The 17,241-nt window shown below is 64.4% G+C and carries 17 protein-coding genes; 5 read left to right on the forward strand and 12 right to left on the reverse strand.

Annotated features, from left to right (window positions below):
- Positions 1-76 precede the first annotated feature (76 nt).
- On the forward strand, positions 77-1,228 hold the full coding sequence (locus ACZYOF_RS03125) for an IS110 family RNA-guided transposase (RefSeq protein WP_463714770.1): 1,152 nt from the start codon (positions 77-79) through the stop codon (positions 1,226-1,228).
- A gap of 427 nt (positions 1,229-1,655) precedes the next feature.
- Here ACZYOF_RS03125 and ACZYOF_RS03130 read toward each other — a convergent pair whose 3' ends face one another.
- The 11 genes from ACZYOF_RS03130 to ACZYOF_RS03180 all read right to left on the reverse strand — a co-directional run bounded on the left by ACZYOF_RS03130 (position 1,656) and on the right by ACZYOF_RS03180 (position 12,348).
- Positions 1,656-2,510, reverse strand: coding sequence for a 3-hydroxybutyryl-CoA dehydrogenase (locus ACZYOF_RS03130; protein WP_463714771.1), 855 nt, complete (start codon positions 2,508-2,510; stop codon positions 1,656-1,658).
- A 181-nt stretch (positions 2,511-2,691) separates the two neighbouring features.
- A complete protein-coding gene (locus tag ACZYOF_RS03135; RefSeq protein WP_463714772.1) occupies positions 2,692-3,138 on the reverse strand; it encodes a hypothetical protein in 447 nt (148 codons plus the stop codon).
- A gap of 66 nt (positions 3,139-3,204) precedes the next feature.
- On the reverse strand, positions 3,205-3,390 hold the full coding sequence (gene ccoS, locus ACZYOF_RS03140) for a cbb3-type cytochrome oxidase assembly protein CcoS (RefSeq protein ID WP_130581912.1): 186 nt from the start codon (positions 3,388-3,390) through the stop codon (positions 3,205-3,207).
- Positions 3,390-5,582: a cation-translocating P-type ATPase gene (locus ACZYOF_RS03145; protein WP_463714773.1), complete on the reverse strand. Its 2,193-nt coding sequence runs from the start codon at positions 5,580-5,582 to the stop codon at positions 3,390-3,392. Before ACZYOF_RS03145 ends, ccoS begins: the two co-directional genes overlap by 1 nt.
- Before the next feature lie 9 nt (positions 5,583-5,591).
- Complete coding sequence (locus ACZYOF_RS03150; RefSeq protein ID WP_130581914.1) at positions 5,592-6,092, reverse strand: FixH family protein; 501 nt, start codon at positions 6,090-6,092, stop codon at positions 5,592-5,594.
- A gap of 20 nt (positions 6,093-6,112) precedes the next feature.
- The gene (ccoG, locus tag ACZYOF_RS03155) at positions 6,113-7,576 is read right to left on the reverse strand and encodes a cytochrome c oxidase accessory protein CcoG (protein WP_130581915.1); all 1,464 of its coding nucleotides are present in this window, start codon (positions 7,574-7,576) and stop codon (positions 6,113-6,115) included.
- Positions 7,577-7,667: 91 nt separating this feature from the next.
- On the reverse strand, positions 7,668-8,537 hold the full coding sequence (gene ccoP, locus ACZYOF_RS03160; protein WP_282526351.1) for a cytochrome-c oxidase, cbb3-type subunit III: 870 nt from the start codon (positions 8,535-8,537) through the stop codon (positions 7,668-7,670).
- 6 nt (positions 8,538-8,543) lie between these two features.
- On the reverse strand, positions 8,544-8,708 hold the full coding sequence (locus tag ACZYOF_RS03165; RefSeq protein ID WP_130581917.1) for a cbb3-type cytochrome oxidase subunit 3: 165 nt from the start codon (positions 8,706-8,708) through the stop codon (positions 8,544-8,546).
- Between the two features lie 11 nt (positions 8,709-8,719).
- A complete protein-coding gene (gene ccoO, locus ACZYOF_RS03170) occupies positions 8,720-9,454 on the reverse strand; it encodes a cytochrome-c oxidase, cbb3-type subunit II (protein ID WP_282526350.1) in 735 nt (244 codons plus the stop codon).
- 11 nt (positions 9,455-9,465) lie between these two features.
- A complete protein-coding gene (gene ccoN, locus ACZYOF_RS03175; protein WP_282526419.1) occupies positions 9,466-11,088 on the reverse strand; it encodes a cytochrome-c oxidase, cbb3-type subunit I in 1,623 nt (540 codons plus the stop codon).
- A gap of 549 nt (positions 11,089-11,637) precedes the next feature.
- Positions 11,638-12,348: a helix-turn-helix domain-containing protein gene (locus ACZYOF_RS03180; protein WP_463714774.1), complete on the reverse strand. Its 711-nt coding sequence runs from the start codon at positions 12,346-12,348 to the stop codon at positions 11,638-11,640.
- A gap of 173 nt (positions 12,349-12,521) precedes the next feature.
- Between ACZYOF_RS03180 and ACZYOF_RS03185 the strand changes: the two genes are divergently transcribed.
- The 4 genes from ACZYOF_RS03185 (at position 12,522) to ACZYOF_RS03200 (ending at position 14,138) form a co-directional block, all read left to right on the forward strand.
- Positions 12,522-12,839, forward strand: a complete 318-nt coding sequence (locus tag ACZYOF_RS03185) for a c-type cytochrome (protein ID WP_282526418.1) — start codon at positions 12,522-12,524, stop codon at positions 12,837-12,839.
- A gap of 95 nt (positions 12,840-12,934) precedes the next feature.
- Positions 12,935-13,207 (forward strand): hypothetical protein, encoded by a 273-nt coding sequence (locus ACZYOF_RS03190; RefSeq protein WP_463714775.1) that lies wholly within the window; start codon positions 12,935-12,937, stop codon positions 13,205-13,207.
- Positions 13,208-13,212: 5 nt separating this feature from the next.
- On the forward strand, positions 13,213-13,689 hold the full coding sequence (locus tag ACZYOF_RS03195) for a phage holin family protein (protein ID WP_463714776.1): 477 nt from the start codon (positions 13,213-13,215) through the stop codon (positions 13,687-13,689).
- Positions 13,690-13,727: 38 nt separating this feature from the next.
- Positions 13,728-14,138: a hypothetical protein gene (locus ACZYOF_RS03200; protein ID WP_463714777.1), complete on the forward strand. Its 411-nt coding sequence runs from the start codon at positions 13,728-13,730 to the stop codon at positions 14,136-14,138.
- A gap of 300 nt (positions 14,139-14,438) precedes the next feature.
- On the opposite strand, the gene ACZYOF_RS03205 is transcribed toward ACZYOF_RS03200, so the two are convergent.
- Positions 14,439-17,147, reverse strand: a complete 2,709-nt coding sequence (locus ACZYOF_RS03205; protein ID WP_463714778.1) for a bifunctional acetate--CoA ligase family protein/GNAT family N-acetyltransferase — start codon at positions 17,145-17,147, stop codon at positions 14,439-14,441.
- Positions 17,148-17,241 lie beyond the last annotated feature (94 nt).

Here is a 17,241-nt window from a genome sequence, read left to right on the forward strand (position 1 = left end):
TGTAGATTCCATGGGGCGGTGAGCGCGCCCTTTCCGGTAGGTTTGGGTTTCCACACTCGAACCATCGGAGAGTCTGATGCAAGCATCGACCAAGAGCACGCCCACCGCCGGCCATTGTGGCACGATTTTCGTTGCGATCGAACTCAGTCAGAAGACGTGGCTGGTGACACTGCACAGTCCGGATCGGGACCGGATATCGCGCCACAAGCTGGAAGGCGGCGATCACGCCGGGCTGCTGGCGCTGATCGAGGAGGTCAAGGCGCGGGCGACGTCGAAGCTTGGCGCGGCGCCGCGGGTGGTGAGCTGCTACGAGGCCGGCTATGACGGCTTCTGGCTGCACCGGCGGCTGGAAGCGGCTGGGATCACGAACTTCGTGTTCGACCCGGCGAGCATTGCAGTGGAGCAGCGGTCGCGGCGGGCGAAGACAGACCGGATCGACGGCGAGCTTCTGCTGCGCACCTTGATGGCCTATTTGCGGGGCGAGCCGCGGGTGGTGCGGATCGTCAGGGTGCCGAGCGTGGCCGAGGAGGACGCCCGGCGGATCAGCCGCGAGCGCGAGCGACTGGTGACGGAGCAGACCGCCCATACCAACCGGATCAAGGCGCTGCTGCGTCTGCTGGGCATGGCGGTCGGGGCCCTGCGACGGCGCAACTGGCTCGCCTGGCTGGAGCAGCAGCGGGACTGGCAAGGGCAGCCGTTGCCGCCGCAGCTTCTGGCCGAAGTGAAGCGCGAGCATGCCCGGCTGATGCTGGTGCGTGACCAGCTCAAGGCGCTGGAGCAGGCCCAGGCCGCTGCGCAAGCCGCTGCGACGCCCACACCGATGGCGAAGCGACGGGATCAGTTGCAGCAACTCAAGGCGCTTGGCCCGGCGTTTGCCACGACGCTGGTGCAGGAGGTGTTCTACAAGGACTTCCGCAACCGGCGCGAGGTCGCGAGCTACTGCGGCTTGGCGCCCAGTCCCTGGCAAAGCGGCGGCATCGACCGCGAGCAGGGGATCCGCAAGGCCGGCAACCGCCGCGCCCGCCACAAGACGATCGAACTGGCCTGGCTCTGGCTGCGCCATCAGCCGGACAGCGCGCTCAGCCGCTGGTTCCGCACCCGCACGGAGAACGCCGGCAAACGCGCCAAGCGCGTCGCCATCGTCGCCCTGGCGCGCAAGCTGATCGTGGCGCTGTGGCGCTATCTCACCAGCGGTCTTGTTCCGGAAGAGGCCATGATGAAGGCATAACCCCCCAATCACCCAACCAGGGCGAGGCGGCCCGCGCCGCGCGCCCCGTACAGGATGGATGATGACCGTGCCACCCAAGGGCTTCCACAACGCCGTTTTGTAGATGGGTCTCATCCTCTTGGCTTCCTCGCCGCACGCATGCGGAAGGTGGGTACGGGTCAGCCGATCCGACCGGATATGAGGTGATGCAGTGAGCTGCAGAAATCTTCGGAAGCCAATCCTCACCCGGGGCTCGGTCGTCGCGCTGCGCTACGCATGGCTCCGCGCGCCGCCCTCTCACCGCAAAAACCCGACCCACACCCGTTCGTTGAGAGCCTTGACTCACAAAGCCCCATATGAGGGTGGGCAAAGCGCAGCGTGCCCACCATCTCGAGCGGAGTGCTTGAAGGTGGGCACGCTACGCTTTGCCCACCCTACAAAGCCTGGCTCATGCCTTGCTGTAGTCGTAAAAGCCCCTGCCGCTCTTGCGGCCGAGATAGCCGGCGTCGACCATTTCCTTGAGCAGTGGCGCTGCGCGATATTTCGGATCGTTGAAACCCTTGTAGAACACGTCCATCACCGACAGCATGGTGTCGAGCCCGATCAGGTCAGCGAGCGCCAGCGGGCCGATCGGGTGGTTGCAGCCGAGCTTCATACCGGCGTCGATCTCCTCGGCGGTGGCAATGCCTTCCTGCAGCGCGAAGATCGCCTCGTTGATCATCGGGCACAGGATGCGGTTGACTGCGAAGCCGGGGCTGTTTTTCGCGGTGATCGCGACCTTGCCGACGCGTTTTGCGAACGCTTCCGCCTTGGCCAGCGTATCGTCCGAGGTCTGCAGGCCGCGGATCAATTCGAGCAGCGCCATCACCGGCACCGGGTTGAAGAAGTGCATGCCGATGAAACGGTCGGGCCGGTCGGTCGCGGTGGCAAGCTTGGTGATGGAAATCGAAGACGTATTGGTGGCGATCACCGCCCGCGGGTTCAGAGTCGCGCTGAGATCCTTCAGGATCTTGAGCTTCAATTCCTCGTCTTCGGTCGCCGCCTCGATCACGAGGTCGCAGGCGGCAAGCTTGGCCTTGTCGGTGGTCGCATTGATGCGCCCGAGCGCGGCATTCTTGTCCGCCTCGGTCATCTTCTCCTTCTTGACCAAGCGGTCCAGGCTGCTGCCGACGGTCGCCAGCCCGCGCTGCACGGCGGCATCCGAGATATCGACCATCACCACCTGAAGCCCGGCGGCGGCACTGACCTGGGCGATGCCGTTGCCCATAGTGCCCGCCCCGATGATGCCAACGGTTTCGATCATTGCTCGTATCCTTCTCGCAAAACGCGCTGGCGTTGCGCCGGCGCACAATAGACGGTCGCGGCGACCAGCCGGCCGCCGCCGCTGCCCATGGTTAGCAGGGCCTCGCGTTCAAGGATACGGTGCAGTTTGGCCAGCCGGCGCTACCTGCGCCGGCTCAGTTGGGACGACGAACGTTCCCCGCTCAGCAGCAGCAGGGCCCGCGGAGCTGGAGCTCGGTCTGGTCGGGCTTCGGCTCGAGGGAGTCGATCGTATAGGTATTGGCGCAATATTCGCGATGATGCAGGGCCGCGGTTCCGGCCTCGAGCTCGCTGTTGCAGCGGGACTTCTCGATGCAGAGCGCGCACACCCGCCTCATGTCGTGCAGCACGCCCGGCTCTTGGCGCTTGATGGCAACTTCGTCGATCCCGAGCGCCTTCAGCATCTTCGGCAATTCATCGGCACCGTGGCGCCCCCGGGCAACCAGCGTCTCGAGCTGGGCCGGCGAGATGCGGAGATCGTGCGCGACGGAACAGGCCTCGGCGGGGCTGAGGCTGCGAATTTCGCCGACGTCGCGGAACCGTTCGAGGATGCCCGTGAGCTTGCCGATCAGCCTGCCCGCAATCGATTCCGTCTGTGTTGCCGATGCCATGTTACCCTCCCGTAGTTCTGAGCAGGTTGACTATGGCCCATGCAAAGCCACCGTCATTGCGCCAGATCAAACGCCACGATGCGCGGTCGACGGCCCCGGGGTTGTTGGCGTCTCGTCATCGTCGGAGATCGCCCGCCAGGCGGCGCCCTCGAGATCATCGTACTGGCCGTTCTTCAACGACCAGAGGAATCCGAGCAATCCAAACAGGCCGAGCAGCAGCGCCAGCGGCACCAGGAACGCGATCACTTCCATCACACCACCTCCTGCCGCACCCGACGTCCGCGCAGCGCGTTCAGCATCACCAGGATCGAGGAGCCCGACATCGCCGCGGCCGCGATCAGCGGCGTGACGAAGCCCAGGATCGCGATCGGCACGGCGAGGAAATTGTAGCCGACGGCGAGATAGAGGTTCTGCCGCATCAGCCGCAGCGCTTTCCGCGAATAGTCGATGGCCGCGATCACCGGCGCCAGCGGCTTGCCGAGGAAGACGAGATCGGCGGTCGCCTGACTCAGATGCGCGGCCGAGATCGGCGACATCGACACATGCGCGGCTGCAAGTGATGGCGCATCGTTCAAGCCGTCGCCGACCATCATCACCTTGACGCCCTGTCGTTTCAATTCCTCGATGCGCGCGATCTTGTCTGATGGCGTCACGCCGGCGCGCCATTCCGGTATGCCAAGCGTCTCGGCCGCGGCCCGCACCGCGGGCTCGCGATCTCCCGACAAGATTTCGACCGCGATGCCGCGCCGCTGCAGCGCCGCGACGGTTTCGCGCGCGTCCGGCCGCAAGCCTTGGCGAACCGCGAACACGTATCGCTGTTCGCCGCGGGCAAAGGCGACCACTGACGCCTCGGGATCGCGGCGCAGGATCTCCTCAGCGAGATCCTCTGCGTTGCAGAACGAGGGACGGCCGAGCCTGACCTCTTCGCCGCCGAAGCTGCCCCGCACCCCCTGCCCCGGCTCTTCCGTGACGCCGGGCAGCGGCGATTTTGCGCGAGCCGCGCGCGCCAGCGCCGCGGCGACCGGATGGTGGCTTGCCAGCGCGAGCCGGCCTGCCAGCTCGAACACATCCGCCGGCACGGAAGCGGAATTCATCACATCCAGTTCGGGCAACGTCAGCGTTCCCGTCTTGTCGAAGATGACGTGGTCGACCTCGGCGACGCGCTCGATGGCATCGCCCGAATTGATCAGCACGCCGGCGCGGAACATCGCGCCCGCGGCAATCGTCTGCACCGTCGGGATCGCCAGCCCCAGCGCGCAGGGACAGGTGATGATGAGCACCGCGATCGCGGTGATGACGGAATCGTGCAAGCTCGCGCCCGCGATCAGCCAGCCGATCATGGTCAAGAGAGCGGTCGCATGCACCAGCGGCGCATAGAGCCGCGACGCACGATCGGCGAGTTGCACATAGCGTGAGCGCGCCTGCACGGCGTGATCGAGCAAGCGCTGGATCTCCGCCAAGAGCGTGCCTTCGGCCGCCGCCGAGACGCGGATGCGCAGCGCGCCGGAGATGTTGAGCGAGCCGGCATAGACCGCGCTGCCCGCCTCGACCGCCGCATGCCGCGTCTCGCCGGTGATCAGGCTCTGGTCGATCTCGGACCGGCCCTCGATCACGGTGCCGTCAACCGCAGAGCGCTCGCCCGGCCGCAACAGCACCATATCGCCGGCTGTAATCGCTGCCGCCGGCACCACCGAAATCTCGTCGGGTCCGACGAATTTCGTCGCGGTCTCCGCCTTGAGCGCGGCGAGATTGCCGGCGACCGCCCGGGTACGCCGCCGCATGCTCTGGTCGAGATAGCGTCCGACCAGGAGGAAGGTGAGCAGCATGATCGCCGCATCGAAATAAGCGTGCTCGGCATGTCCGATGGTCTCGATAACAGACATCGCCAGCGCCAGGATCACGCCGATGCTGATCGGCACGTCCATGTTGACATTGCCCGTGCGCAGCGCGTTGAACGCCGAGCGGAAGAAGGGCTGGCCGGCATACGCGGCTGCCGGCAGTGCGATCAGCGCCGACATCCAGTGGAAGAAATCGCGCTGCTCCGGCAGCATGTCGCTGACATTGCCGGACCACACCGGGATCGACAGCATCATCACGTTCATGGTCGCGAATGCCGCAACGCCGAGGCAGCGGAGCAGGAAGCGCGAATTCTCCACCTCGGCGGCTTCCGCGCTCACCGTCTCGAACGGATAGGCCTTGTAGCCGAGCTCGGCGAGCCGATCGATGAAGCGCGCCGGATCGAGCGCGCCCTCCTTCCATTCCAGCGCCACGCGGCGGTCGGTGAGGTTGACGCGCGCCAAGGTCACATCGGGAATCGCCGAAAGCCCGCGCTCGATCTTCGACATGCAGCCGGCACAGCTCACGCCCTCGACCGCGAGGTCGATATGCGCCAGTCCCGAGCCGAGATGTTTGACGTAGTGCGAAAAGTCCCGTGTCGCCTGCATCACGCCCTCTTAATTCAGCACCACGCGGTTCCTGGACAGGAACACGCGCCGACCATCGGCTTCGCTTTCGAGCACCAGCTCCCATTGTCCGGGACCGATCACGCTGCCCTTGCCGCGGTAGCGGCCGCCGCCGGCTTCCGACAGCTCGATCGCCTGGTCGGCGCGCCGGTCGGTCGGGCGCTCCAAGCGGGAGGTGAATTGCAATCCGGTCAACGGCCTGCCATTGCCGTCGCGCGCTTCGACTTCGAGCGCTGTACCGCCATTGGCATCGCGCGCCAGATGCGCATCGACCTTCCAGTTGCGGGCGTCCTGCTCGCGCGCAGCGGCGATCTCTTTCTCGTAGGCGAGGCTCGCTGCGTAGGCGCTGTCTACGTCGGTGCCGGGCAATGTGAGCGTGGCCAGCTTCATCATGGTGAAGTTGACGCCGATCACCACGCCGAAGAACGCCACCAGCATGGCAAGGACCTTGCCCCCGGTCAGCGGCTTCGGCGATGCACTGGCTCTGCTCATGACGGCTCCACTTCTTCTTGTTACGGCGCGACGAAATTGTCGGTGGCGGAGGCGACTTCGCCGAGACCGATGTCGGTGACGCGGAATTTCACCGGGATCGACTTCTCGGGATTCCTGTCCGAGGGCGCAGTGACCAGCACGCGCAGCTCGGTGGTGCCGTCGCGCCCGAGCACGATCATGGGACGATCGGGCGTGATCGAGTCGCCGCCGACGACATGGAGCTTGGCATCCTGCGGGCCGTCGATGTCGATCGCCACCACGCGGTCGAAGCCGCGCTTGTTGAGGAAGCGGACCGTATAGGCGTTGCGGATCGAGCCGTCGCTCAGCTTCACCGCGACCGGGTTACGATCGTGCAGCACGTTGATGTCGAGCAGCGAACGCGTCGCGAGCGTATAGAGCATGATCCCGCCGACAAGCGCGATCATCGCGGTGTAGATGATAGTGCGCGGCCGCACGATGCGGTAGATCGGCGCTTTGCCTTCGATCCGGCGCTGGATGTTGATGTCGTTGTCGTAGCCGATCAGCCGGGTCGGCCGGTTGATCTTCTTCATCACATTGTCGCAGGCGTCGATGCACAACCCGCACTGGATGCAGTCGAGCTGCGGCCCGTTACGGATATCGATACCGACCGGACAGACGGCGACGCATTGATAGCAGTCGACGCAGTCGCCGGCGTGCTGGCCAAGCGCACGCAGGTCGTTCGCCTTCTTCACCGACATCCGCTTTTCGCCGCGATCGTAGCGGTAGGTGACGTTGAGCGCCCATTCATCCGTTAGCGCCGCCTGGATGCGCGGCCACGGGCACATATAGACGCAGACCTGCTCGCGCATGAAGCCGGCAAGCAGATAGGTCGTCGTGGTCAGGATCGCGATCCAGATATAGGCGATCGCCGGCGCCTGGAAGGTGACGAGCTCTTTGACGAGCGTCGGCGCGTCGGTGAAATAGAGCACCCAGGCGCCGCCGGTCCACCAGGCGATCAGCAGCCAGATCGAATGCTTGAGCACGAGCTCGGAGATGCGCTCCAATGTCCAGCGATGGGCGGAGGCATCCTTCTTCATCCGCTCGCGCCGGTCGCCCTCGACCAGGCGCTCGACCGCATAGAACAGGTCGGTCCAGACCGTCTGCGGGCAGAGATAGCCGCACCAGATGCGGCCGCCGACCGAGTTCATCAGGAACAGCGTGATCGCGGCGAGGATCAAGAGGCCAGTGAAGTAATAGACTTCCTGCGGCCACAGCTCGATGAAGAAAAAATAGAATCGGCTGTTTGGCAGGTCGATCAGCACCGCCTGGTCGGGCGCGCCGAGGCCGCGATTCCAGCGTACGAAAGGCAGGAAATAATAGACGCCGAGGCAGAACGCCATCAGGCCCCATTTGATCCGGCGGAAGGTCCCGGAGACCTTCTGCGGGTAGACCTTCTTGCGGGCCGCATAAAGCGGCCCGACGTCTTCGACTTGGTCAGGGTCTATCTGGACGATCTTGTTCATGGGCCGGGCTTCTTCTGGCATCACAGGGAGAGGCTAACCCCTCCCCCCGTGACCTGGTTGATCCAGCGCAAACAGGCGGCCTATTCGCCGCTTATTTGCCGCCGCCCAGCGTATGCACGTAGACCGCGAGCGCCTTGATGGTGGACGGATCGAGCCGGCCGACCCAGGCCGGCATCACGCCGGAACGGCCGTTGGTGATGGTCTCGATCACGGTGGCCTCATCAGAGCCGTACAGCCAGATCTTGTCGGTGAGATCGGGCGCACCGAGGTCCTGGTTGCCCTTGCCGTTCTCGCCGTGGCAGGCCGAGCAATTATCGGCGAACAGCTTGGCCCCGGCGGCGGCATTGTAGCCCTGGCTCGTCGGCAGGCCCGAGAGCGAACGGACGTAGTTGGCGACCGTGACGATCTCGTCCTTCTTCAGGATGCCATCCTTGCCGAAGGCGAGCATCGCGCCCTCATGCGCCTTGGCATTGCCCGAGCGCGCGCCAAACTGGATGGTCTGCTGAATCTGCTCAAGCGAGCCGCCCCACAGCCAGTCGTCGTCGTTCAGGTTCGGAAAACCCTTGGCGCCGGCGCCGCCCGAGCCGTGGCACGGCGCGCAATTGTCACCAAAGGCCGCCTTGCCGCGGGCGCGCGCGAGCGCCAGCAGCGCCGGGTCCTTCTCGATGTCTTCCAGCGACGCCGCGCCGAGCGCGACCATCTTGTCGCCGCGGATCTTCTCGAGGTTAGCCAGTTCGACGCCGACATCGGCGCGCGACGAATAGTTGATCAGCCCGGTGGTGTTGCTCCACAACAGCGGCCATGCCGGGTACACCACCCAGTAGCCGATCGCCCAGATGATGGTGGCGTAGAAGGTCAACACCCACCAGCGCGGCAGCGGCGTGTTGAGTTCCTTGATGCCGTCCCACTGGTGACCGGTCGTGGTCTTGCCGGAGACTTGATCGAGTTCGGTTTCAGCCATGGTCTCTCACTCCTCCCGCAACGGTATCCGCGATGCCTCATCGAAGGCGGCCTGGTTGCGGGGCCAGAGCGCATAGATCACGATCGCGACGAACAGGGCGACGAAGATCGGCGTCCACACGCTCGTCACGAGGTTCGACGCCAGATTGTGAACTGTCAGAATTGCTTTCATCGTCCGGCCTCTCAGCGAAGATTGGCTTTTTCGTTGTAGATCTTGAAGTCGACCAGCGTGCCGAGCATCTGCAAGTACGCGACCAGCGCATCCATCTCGGTCGGCGCCCCGCCCTTGCCGTCGAAATTGCGGACCACGGCCTTCGGATAGCGTTTTGCAAACGCGTCGCTGCCGGCATTGTCTGGATCAGCCTGCGCTTTCAGGTCAGCCATCGCGTTGGCGATCTGCTCGTCGGTATAGGGCACGCCGACCGCGCGGTTGGTCCTGAGGTGATCGGCAATCGCCTCGGGATCGAGCTCAGTCTTTGCCAGGAAGGGATAGCCCGGCATCACCGACTGCGGCACGATCGCGCGCGGATTGGTCAGGTGCGTGACGTGCCACTCATCCGAATATTTGGCGCCAACCCGCGCCAGGTCAGGCCCGGTACGCTTGGAGCCCCACTGGAACGGATGGTCGTACATACTCTCGGCGGCGAGCGAGAAGTGACCGTAGCGCTCGACTTCGTCACGCAGCGGCCGGATCATCTGCGAGTGACAGAGATAGCAGCCTTCGCGCACATAGATGTTGCGGCCAGCGAGTTCGAGCGGGGTATACGGCCTGACGCCGTCGACCACCTCGATCGTGCTCTTGAGATAGAACAGCGGCGTGATCTCGACCAGGCCGCCGATCGCGATCACGACCAGGATGCCCGCGATCAGTATGATCGAGTTCTTTTCGAAGATTTGGTGGCGGGTCCAGAAGGACATCTTGACGCTCCTTATTCCGCCGGCTGCAGTGCGAGCGGCGTGGTGACTTCCACCTCGCCTACCCGCACGGTCATCCAGAGGTTATATGCCATGATCAGCGAGCCGATCAGGAACAGCGCGCCGCCGCCGGCGCGGATGATGTAGAAGGGATGCATCGCTTCCACGGTCTCGATGAAGGAATATTCGAGGAAGCCGAGCGAGGTGTAGGCGCGCCACATCAGGCCCTGCAGGATTCCCGAGACCCACATCGCGGAGATGTAGAGCACGATGCCGATGGTCGAGATCCAGAAGTGCCAGTTGACGAGCTTGAGGCTGTACAGTTGCTTGCGGCCCCACAGCCACGGCACCAGGCAATACAGCGCGCCGAAGGAGACGAAACCGACCCAGCCCAGCGCACCGGAGTGAACGTGGCCGATGGTCCAGTCGGTGTAGTGGCTCAGCGAGTTCACCACCTTGATCGACATCATCGGGCCTTCGAAGGTCGACATGCCGTAGAACGCGACCGAGACCACCAGCATGCGCAGCACCGGATCGGTGCGCAGCTTGTCCCACGCGCCCGACAGCGTCATCAGGCCGTTGATCATGCCGCCCCAGGACGGCATCCAGAGCATGATCGAGAACGTCATGCCGAGCGTCTGCGCCCAGTCCGGCAGCGCCGTATAGTGCAGATGGTGCGGGCCGGCCCAGATATAGAGGAAGATCAACGCCCAGAAGTGGATGATCGACAGCCGGTAGGAATAGATCGGCCGCTCCGCCCGCTTCGGGATGAAGTAGTACATGATGGCGAGGAAGCCGGCGGTCAGGAAGAAGCCGACCGCGTTATGGCCGTACCACCACTGGAACATCGCATCCTGCACGCCGCCCCAGGCGATGTAGGACTTCGAGCCGAACACCGACACCGGAAGCGCCGGGTTGTTGCCGAGGTGAAGAACCGCGATGGTGACGATGAAGGCGAGATAGAACCAGTTGGCGACGAAGATGTGCGGCTCCTTGCGCTTGAGTATCGTCGCCAGGAACACCAGCAGATAAACGACCCAGACGATCGTCAGCCAGAGATCGGAGTACCATTCCGGCTCGGCATATTCCTTCGACTGCGTCACGCCCAGCAAATAACCGGTGCCAGCAACCAGGATGAAGAAGTTGTAGCCGAGCACGACGAACCATGGCGCCAGATCGCCGGCCAGTCGCGCCCGGCAGGTCCTCTGCACCACGTAGAAGGAGGTCGCGATCAGCACGTTGCCGCCAAAGGCGAAGATCACCGCCGAGGTGTGCAGCGGACGAAGCCGGCCAAAGCTGGTCCAGGGCAGATCGAAATTGAGCCAGGGCCAGGCGAGCTGGCAGGCGATCAGGAGGCCGACGGTAAATCCGGCAATGCCCCAGAACATCGCCATGAAAGAGGCGAACTTGATCGGGCCGAGATTGTAGTTCGGCTTGCCGTTGATCTCCTGCGGCGGCAGCTCCGCCGGGCGATCGAAATAGCGGTTAAGGATTGCGAAGGCTGCAGCGCCGCTGGCCACGGCGGCGAGCGAAGCATGGAAGGCAAATGGCGCATCCAGCGCCTTGGCCGCGGCGAAGGCGCAGAGGAAGGCCGCCACTGTGAAGAATAGCGTCAACCCGGCTTCGCCGTGGGTCATCCATTTCGTGGATTGAACTTGCTGCATGTTTGATTCTCTTTGCAGGGGCCCTGCCCCATCAGCCCAGCTTTGGCCGCCGCGTCCTTGATCGAGATCAACCGCGATCAGACTTCCCCTCGCGGTTGCGCTTTGGCACCAGCCCTTGAACCCTTTCGGAAACGACTACCGATTAGAAAGGACGACGCTTGCGCATGTCTGACGCCGGCTGCCGCGCCCCCGGCACGTGGACACTCGCCCAGGCGAGCACCCCGGCGAAAACCACGAAAACTGAGACGACGGCTGCGGAAACCAAAATCGAGTCGGCGGGCATAGCGACCTCCATTGAAGTTCGCTCGAATATCGTCGCTCGTGGGGAACCGTCTTTGACTTCGATCAAAAATGCGAGAGCACACGTGTCACCATCTAGACTCGCCGTCTTGCAATTCGCTTCGCCGGACTGACACCGGAGCGCCCGGCGAAGCCGTGACCCGCGCATCCAGTTTCTTCAATTCCGCTGTGGGAAAAAAGGCGTGGATGGCCGGGACAAGCCCGGCCATGACGCAACAGGATTCAGGCTGCGGACATCGCCTCGGCGCGTGCCGCATCGACCAGGCTGATGCCGCCCGTAAGAATACGGATGATGCCGTCGCGTTCGAGCTTGGTGAAGGTGCGACTTACCGTTTCGATGGTGAGCCCCAGATAGTCCGCGATATCGAGCCGGCCCATCGGCAACGGCAACACGTCCTCGGCATGCCCGATTTCGGCGAGCCGATCGCGCCAGCCGATCAGGAAGCTCGCAACCTTCTCTTCGGCGGAACGGCGCCCGAGCAGAACCATATGCTCCTGCGCCCGGATCAGTTCGCGGCCCGCGAGTTCGTTCATACGGCGCAGGAAGCGCGGCCGGTTCTCGGCGAATCGCGAGAAGCTGACTCGGGAGAACTGGCAAAGCAATACCGCGCCGACCGCATCGGCGGAGAACTCATACTGCGCCGAGCCGGCAAGTCCGAGGAAATCGCCGGGCAAGGCGAAGCCGATGATCTGCCGTCGGCCATCCGGCAACAGCTTATAGAGACGCAGCACGCCTTCGAGCATGCTGAAGAACGACGTCGCCATGGTCGCCTGCGCAAACACCGTCGTGCCGGGCTCGCACTGGACATCGCGCGACAGGCTCGCCAGCTCCCATTGCTCGGTCTTGTCGAGCGAGGCGCAGATCGCAAAACCGCGTACCGCGCAATCGGTACACGTTTGCCGATGAGAACCTTCCAAGAGAGAAACCTTCACGCGCCGCTCCAAATGACCGCCGGCGGACGTCCTTATGCCGCCCGGCGGATTAACGCAGTCTAACGTCCACACCGCCGGGGTGTTGATGCAGATCAATCGTCCCCACCATTGCGAAGCTAATTTGAAAACCGTCGCTCCGCCCATCGCGGAGCTTTTTGATAGATGGGGCCGTGATGCTGCAGTCCGCCGCACGCCAGGTTTTCATTGGGCTCATGCTGACGACATCGGCCCTCGCCGTCTCGCCCTCCGAGCAGCGCGGCCGGACATTCGCGCTCAACAATTGCGCCCGCTGCCACTCCATCGACAAGGTCACCGAGAGTCCGCTCAAAGTCGCGCCTCCCTTCCGCACCCTGCACAAGCGCTATCCCGTCGAGAGCCTCGCGGAGGCGTTCGCGGAAGGCATCCAGACCGGACATCCGACGATGCCGGAGTTTCGACTTGACCCGGACCAGATCCATGACCTGCTGGCCTACCTCAAGACGCTGGAATAGCGCGATGACGCCTCGCCCGCGAGGGTTGACGCAAATCAACCACGGCGTGGCGAGGGCCGGTAACAGTTCTTCATCATGCAACAGGGATGAACGAGATGTTCAACACGACCCATCTGAACGACGAGTTGCAAGCCCTGAAGATCGATGTGTCGCGCCTCCTCAACACGACAGGTGAAGGCATACGCGACACCGCAAGCGCAAGCGCCGACGCCTTTGCCACGCGCGTCAAGGAAGCGCTGGAGGAATTGAGCGAGGTCCTGAGCGGCGAAGACACTCAGGTCCGGCAGCTCATTTCGGAACGACCGATTACCTCGCTCGCCTCCGCCTTTGCGCTGGGCGTGGTGGTCGGCTTTGTCATGCGGAGGTAACCAAGGTGAATACCGAAAATATCGTCAGGCAGCTACGCGTACTCTGGCGTACCGACAGGATCATCGCCGATATCCGCCTGCGCCACCTCCTGGTTGGCCTCGGCCTGCGCGCCTTCGCGGGCCTGATCGCGGCGTTCGGCCTTCTGATGTTCGAACTGGCGGCCTATTTCGCGCTGGTCCAGGTCTGGGGCGCGATCGCGGCCGCGGCGATCCTCGGCGCAGCCAACTTCGCCATCGCGGCGCTCCTGTTTGCCCTCGCTCTCCGGCCGCCGTCAGTCCGCGAGCTCGATCTCGCGAGCGAAATCCACGGCGCTTCCGTCGAGGCGCTGCAGGTCGAGGCACGCGCGATGCAGTCGCAAGTCTCCGGACTGGTGCGCAATCCCCTGAATGGAATCCTGCCGATGCTGGTGCCGCTGATCGGCATCATCATCAACAGCCTGAAGAAACCCGCGGCAGAGCACGCCGCGAAGGACCACGCCTGACGCGGCACGCCGCGCCGACCGAAACCGAGTAGAGCGAGATGACCACCACACCACAAAAGCCGATCCTCAACACTTCCTTGCCGCCGCAGTTTCGCAAGATCCGCCTCGAGCTCGCGCGCGAGCCTGATCATCCCGAAGGCGATGGCGGCGCCGGCTATGTGATGGTCGCGCCGCTCGACGACGACTACAGGATCGACCAGAAACTGTGGCGGGCCAACCGCGAGGCGTACCGGGTGGTCCGGCTCCGGCCCGACGAGGAATACATCCTCGGCCATCTCATCCATCACCAGGGCGGCGGCTGGGTCTTGCACTATGACGGCGCGCCCGGCACGCCTGATGAGATCGGCTTCCACTTCAAAGACGAGCACTTCGTCCCCGGCGAATATGTTTCGATCGGCGAAGGCGACAAGATGCACACCTATCGCGTCACGATGGTGTCGCGGCTCTGATCACTTCGTAGCCCGGGCGAAGCGCCAGCGTAACCCGGGACATCTGCGTCCACATTGGCGAGTGGCCCCGGGCTGCGCTGCACTCGGGCTACGGTGCTGCACGCTGTTTGAAATCCAAATCAGACCTAACCCCCGTCATTGCGAGCGCAGCGAAGCAATCCATCTCACCGCTTGCGGAGGCATGGATCGCTTCGCTGCGCTCGCAATGACGGAGGAGAGAGCGGTGGCCGCAATGACGGCGAGAGGCTCTTAGCCCGGGTTACGCGTTCCGCTCCACCCGGACCACGAAGCGGTGGCGCCTCACAGCGCCAGCTTGACGTCGCAGAGGCCGTACTCGACGGGATCGGCCTTCACCTCGAAGCCGAGCTTCCGGCACATGTCCAGCATCACGATGTTCTCGGTCAGCACCTGACCCGAGATCGCCTTCAACCCTTCCGACTTCGCATATTCTATCAGAAGCTGCATCAGCGCCCAGCCGAGCCCCTTGCCCTTCAGATCGGTGCGCAGCAGGATTGCATATTCCCCGCTTTCATAGATCGAGTCGGAATGAATCCGCACCACGCCGAGGATTTCTTGCGTGCTTTCGTCGACCGCCACGAAGGCCATCGCGCGCGCATAGTCGAGCTGGGTGAGGCGAGCGATGAACTCGTGGGAAAATTCCTTGATCGGCGCGAAGAAGCGCAGCCGCAAATCCTCAGCCGTGACATGCCGCAGCAATTCGTGGATCTGCGGCTCGTCTTCGGGGCGGATCGGCCGCGCGAAGATGCGTCGCCCGTCGATCGGTCGCCCGTCCCGGTCCGCAAGCTGCCGCTGCCATCGTGACGGATAGGGCCTGACCGCAAAGTTGCTGAGCCCGGGGCCTGCGAATTTGCGCGGCACGATGCCGACTGCGACGCGCGCGTCGACCACGAGCACGCCGGCCTCGTCCGCCAGGAGCGGATTGATGTCGAGCTCCCTGATCTCGGGAAGATCCGCCGCCATCTGCGCGAGCTTGACCAGCACCGTCGCCACCGCATCGGGCTTCACCGCCGGCACGTCGCGATAGGCGCGCAACAGCCGCGACACCCGCGTGCGCTCGATCAATTCGCGCGCCAGTCGCATGTCGAGCGGCGGCAGCGCCAGGGCCTTGTCGTTGATGATCTCGACCGCAACGCCGCCGCGGCCGAACACGACCACGGTGCCAAAGGTCGGATCGTCGGCAAGGCCGAGAATGAGCTCGCGCACCTTCGGCCGCACGATCATCGCCTGCACGATGACGCCATCAATTCGCGCTTCTGGCCGCAGTGTCTTGGCGCGTCCCAGGATCTCCGCGGTCGCCGTGCGCACGGCATCGGGCGATGTGAGGTTGAGGACGACGCCGCCAATATCAGACTTGTGCACGATGTCGCGCGACATGATCTTCAGCGCCACCGTCATGCCCTGGGCGAACAGCGTGTTGGCATACTTGACCGCCCCCTCCGCATCGGCGGCGAGATAGGTCTCGACCATCGGGATGTCGTAGGCCTCGAACAGCTCCTTGACCTCGATCGGGTTGAGCCACTGGCGCCCGTCCGAGATCGCGGCGGTGACGATCTTGCGCGCCGCCGCGGCATCAGGCGTGAAACTCTCCGGCATCGCCGGCGGCACCTGCGTCAATTCTTCCACCACCTCGCGGTGCCGCACCAGATGCATGAAGCCTCGCACCGCGTCGTCCTCGGTGATGTAGTTCGGAATCCTGTTGCCGCTGAAGACGTCGCTGATGGTGCCATTGGCGCCGACCCACACCGCAAGCACCGGCTTGGCCGCCCTGCCCCGCTTCTTGCGGTGCTCGGTAACGATCTTGGTCACGGTCGAAGCGATCTCGTCCGGCGCGGCGATCGCGGTCTGCACATTCATGACCAGGACCGCGTCATTGCCGGGATCGGCGAGCAGCGCCTCGAGTGCCACGGCGTAACGCGAAGCCCCGGCATCGCCGACGATGTCGACAGGGTTCGAGCCCGACCAGGTCGGCGGCAGGGCCGCATCGAGCTGCGCGTGAATGTTTGGCGTGATCGTCGCCGGAATTCCACCGAGCTCGACCAGCCGGTCGATCGCGAGCACGCCGAGGCCGCCGCCATTGGTGAGCAGCGCAAGCCGCTTGCCGGGCGGCGAGGCCACGCGCGCCAGCGTCTCGGCGCAGTCGAACAATTCGCGCAGGTCGGAGACCCTGAGCATGCCGGCGCGGCGAAACGCGGCATCATAGACCGCATCCGAGCCGGCAAGCGCGCCGGTATGGGTGGCGGCCGCCTTCGCGCCTTGCGCCATGCGGCCGGACTTGACCACGACGACCGGCTTGATCCTCGCCGCGGCGCGCGCCGCGGACATGAACTTGCGCGCGTCCTTGATCGACTCGACATAGAGCAGGATGGCGTGCGTTGCGCCGTCGAGTGCGAAATAATCCAGGAGATCGGCGATATCGACGTCGAGCTGGTCGCCGATCGAGACGATGCCGGAAAATCCGACCACGCGCTGCGCGGCCCAGTCCACCATGCCGGCCGCGATCGCGCCCGATTGCGAGATCAGCGCGAGGTTGCCGGGCGCCGGCAGATGCGTGGAGAAGCTGGCATTGAGGCCGACGCTGGGCGCCATGATGCCGATGCAATTGGGGCCGATCAGCCGCATGCGATGCTTTCGCGCCGCCTGTTCGGTGGCCTCCGCCAGCGAGCCTGGACCGTGGCCCAATCCGGCGGTGATGATCACGGCGCCGATCGCGCCGCGCTGTCCGGCGTCGTCGACGATCCCGGGCACGGCGGCAGCCGGCGCCGTGATCACGACGAGTTCGGGCACGAACGGCAATTCGGCGATCCTGCCGACCGTGGCGACGCCGGCAATCTCGGCATGGCGCGAATTGACCACACCGAACTGGCCCTTGAACTTGCCGCCGGAAATATTCTGCACGATGGCGCGGCCGACCGAGCCCTCGCGCGGACTGGCTCCAACGAGCGCGACCGAGCGCGGCGACAGCAGGTGATTCAATCTGTACGTGGACATTGCTCTGCTTCCGGACCTTCGGCTGGCACTGGCAGTGCCGAGATTGCGTGGCGATGGCGCTCCGATGCGACACCGTAACCAGCCATGGTGGCCG

It is taken from the genome of Bradyrhizobium sp. LeoA1Lang (assembly GCF_055413685.1).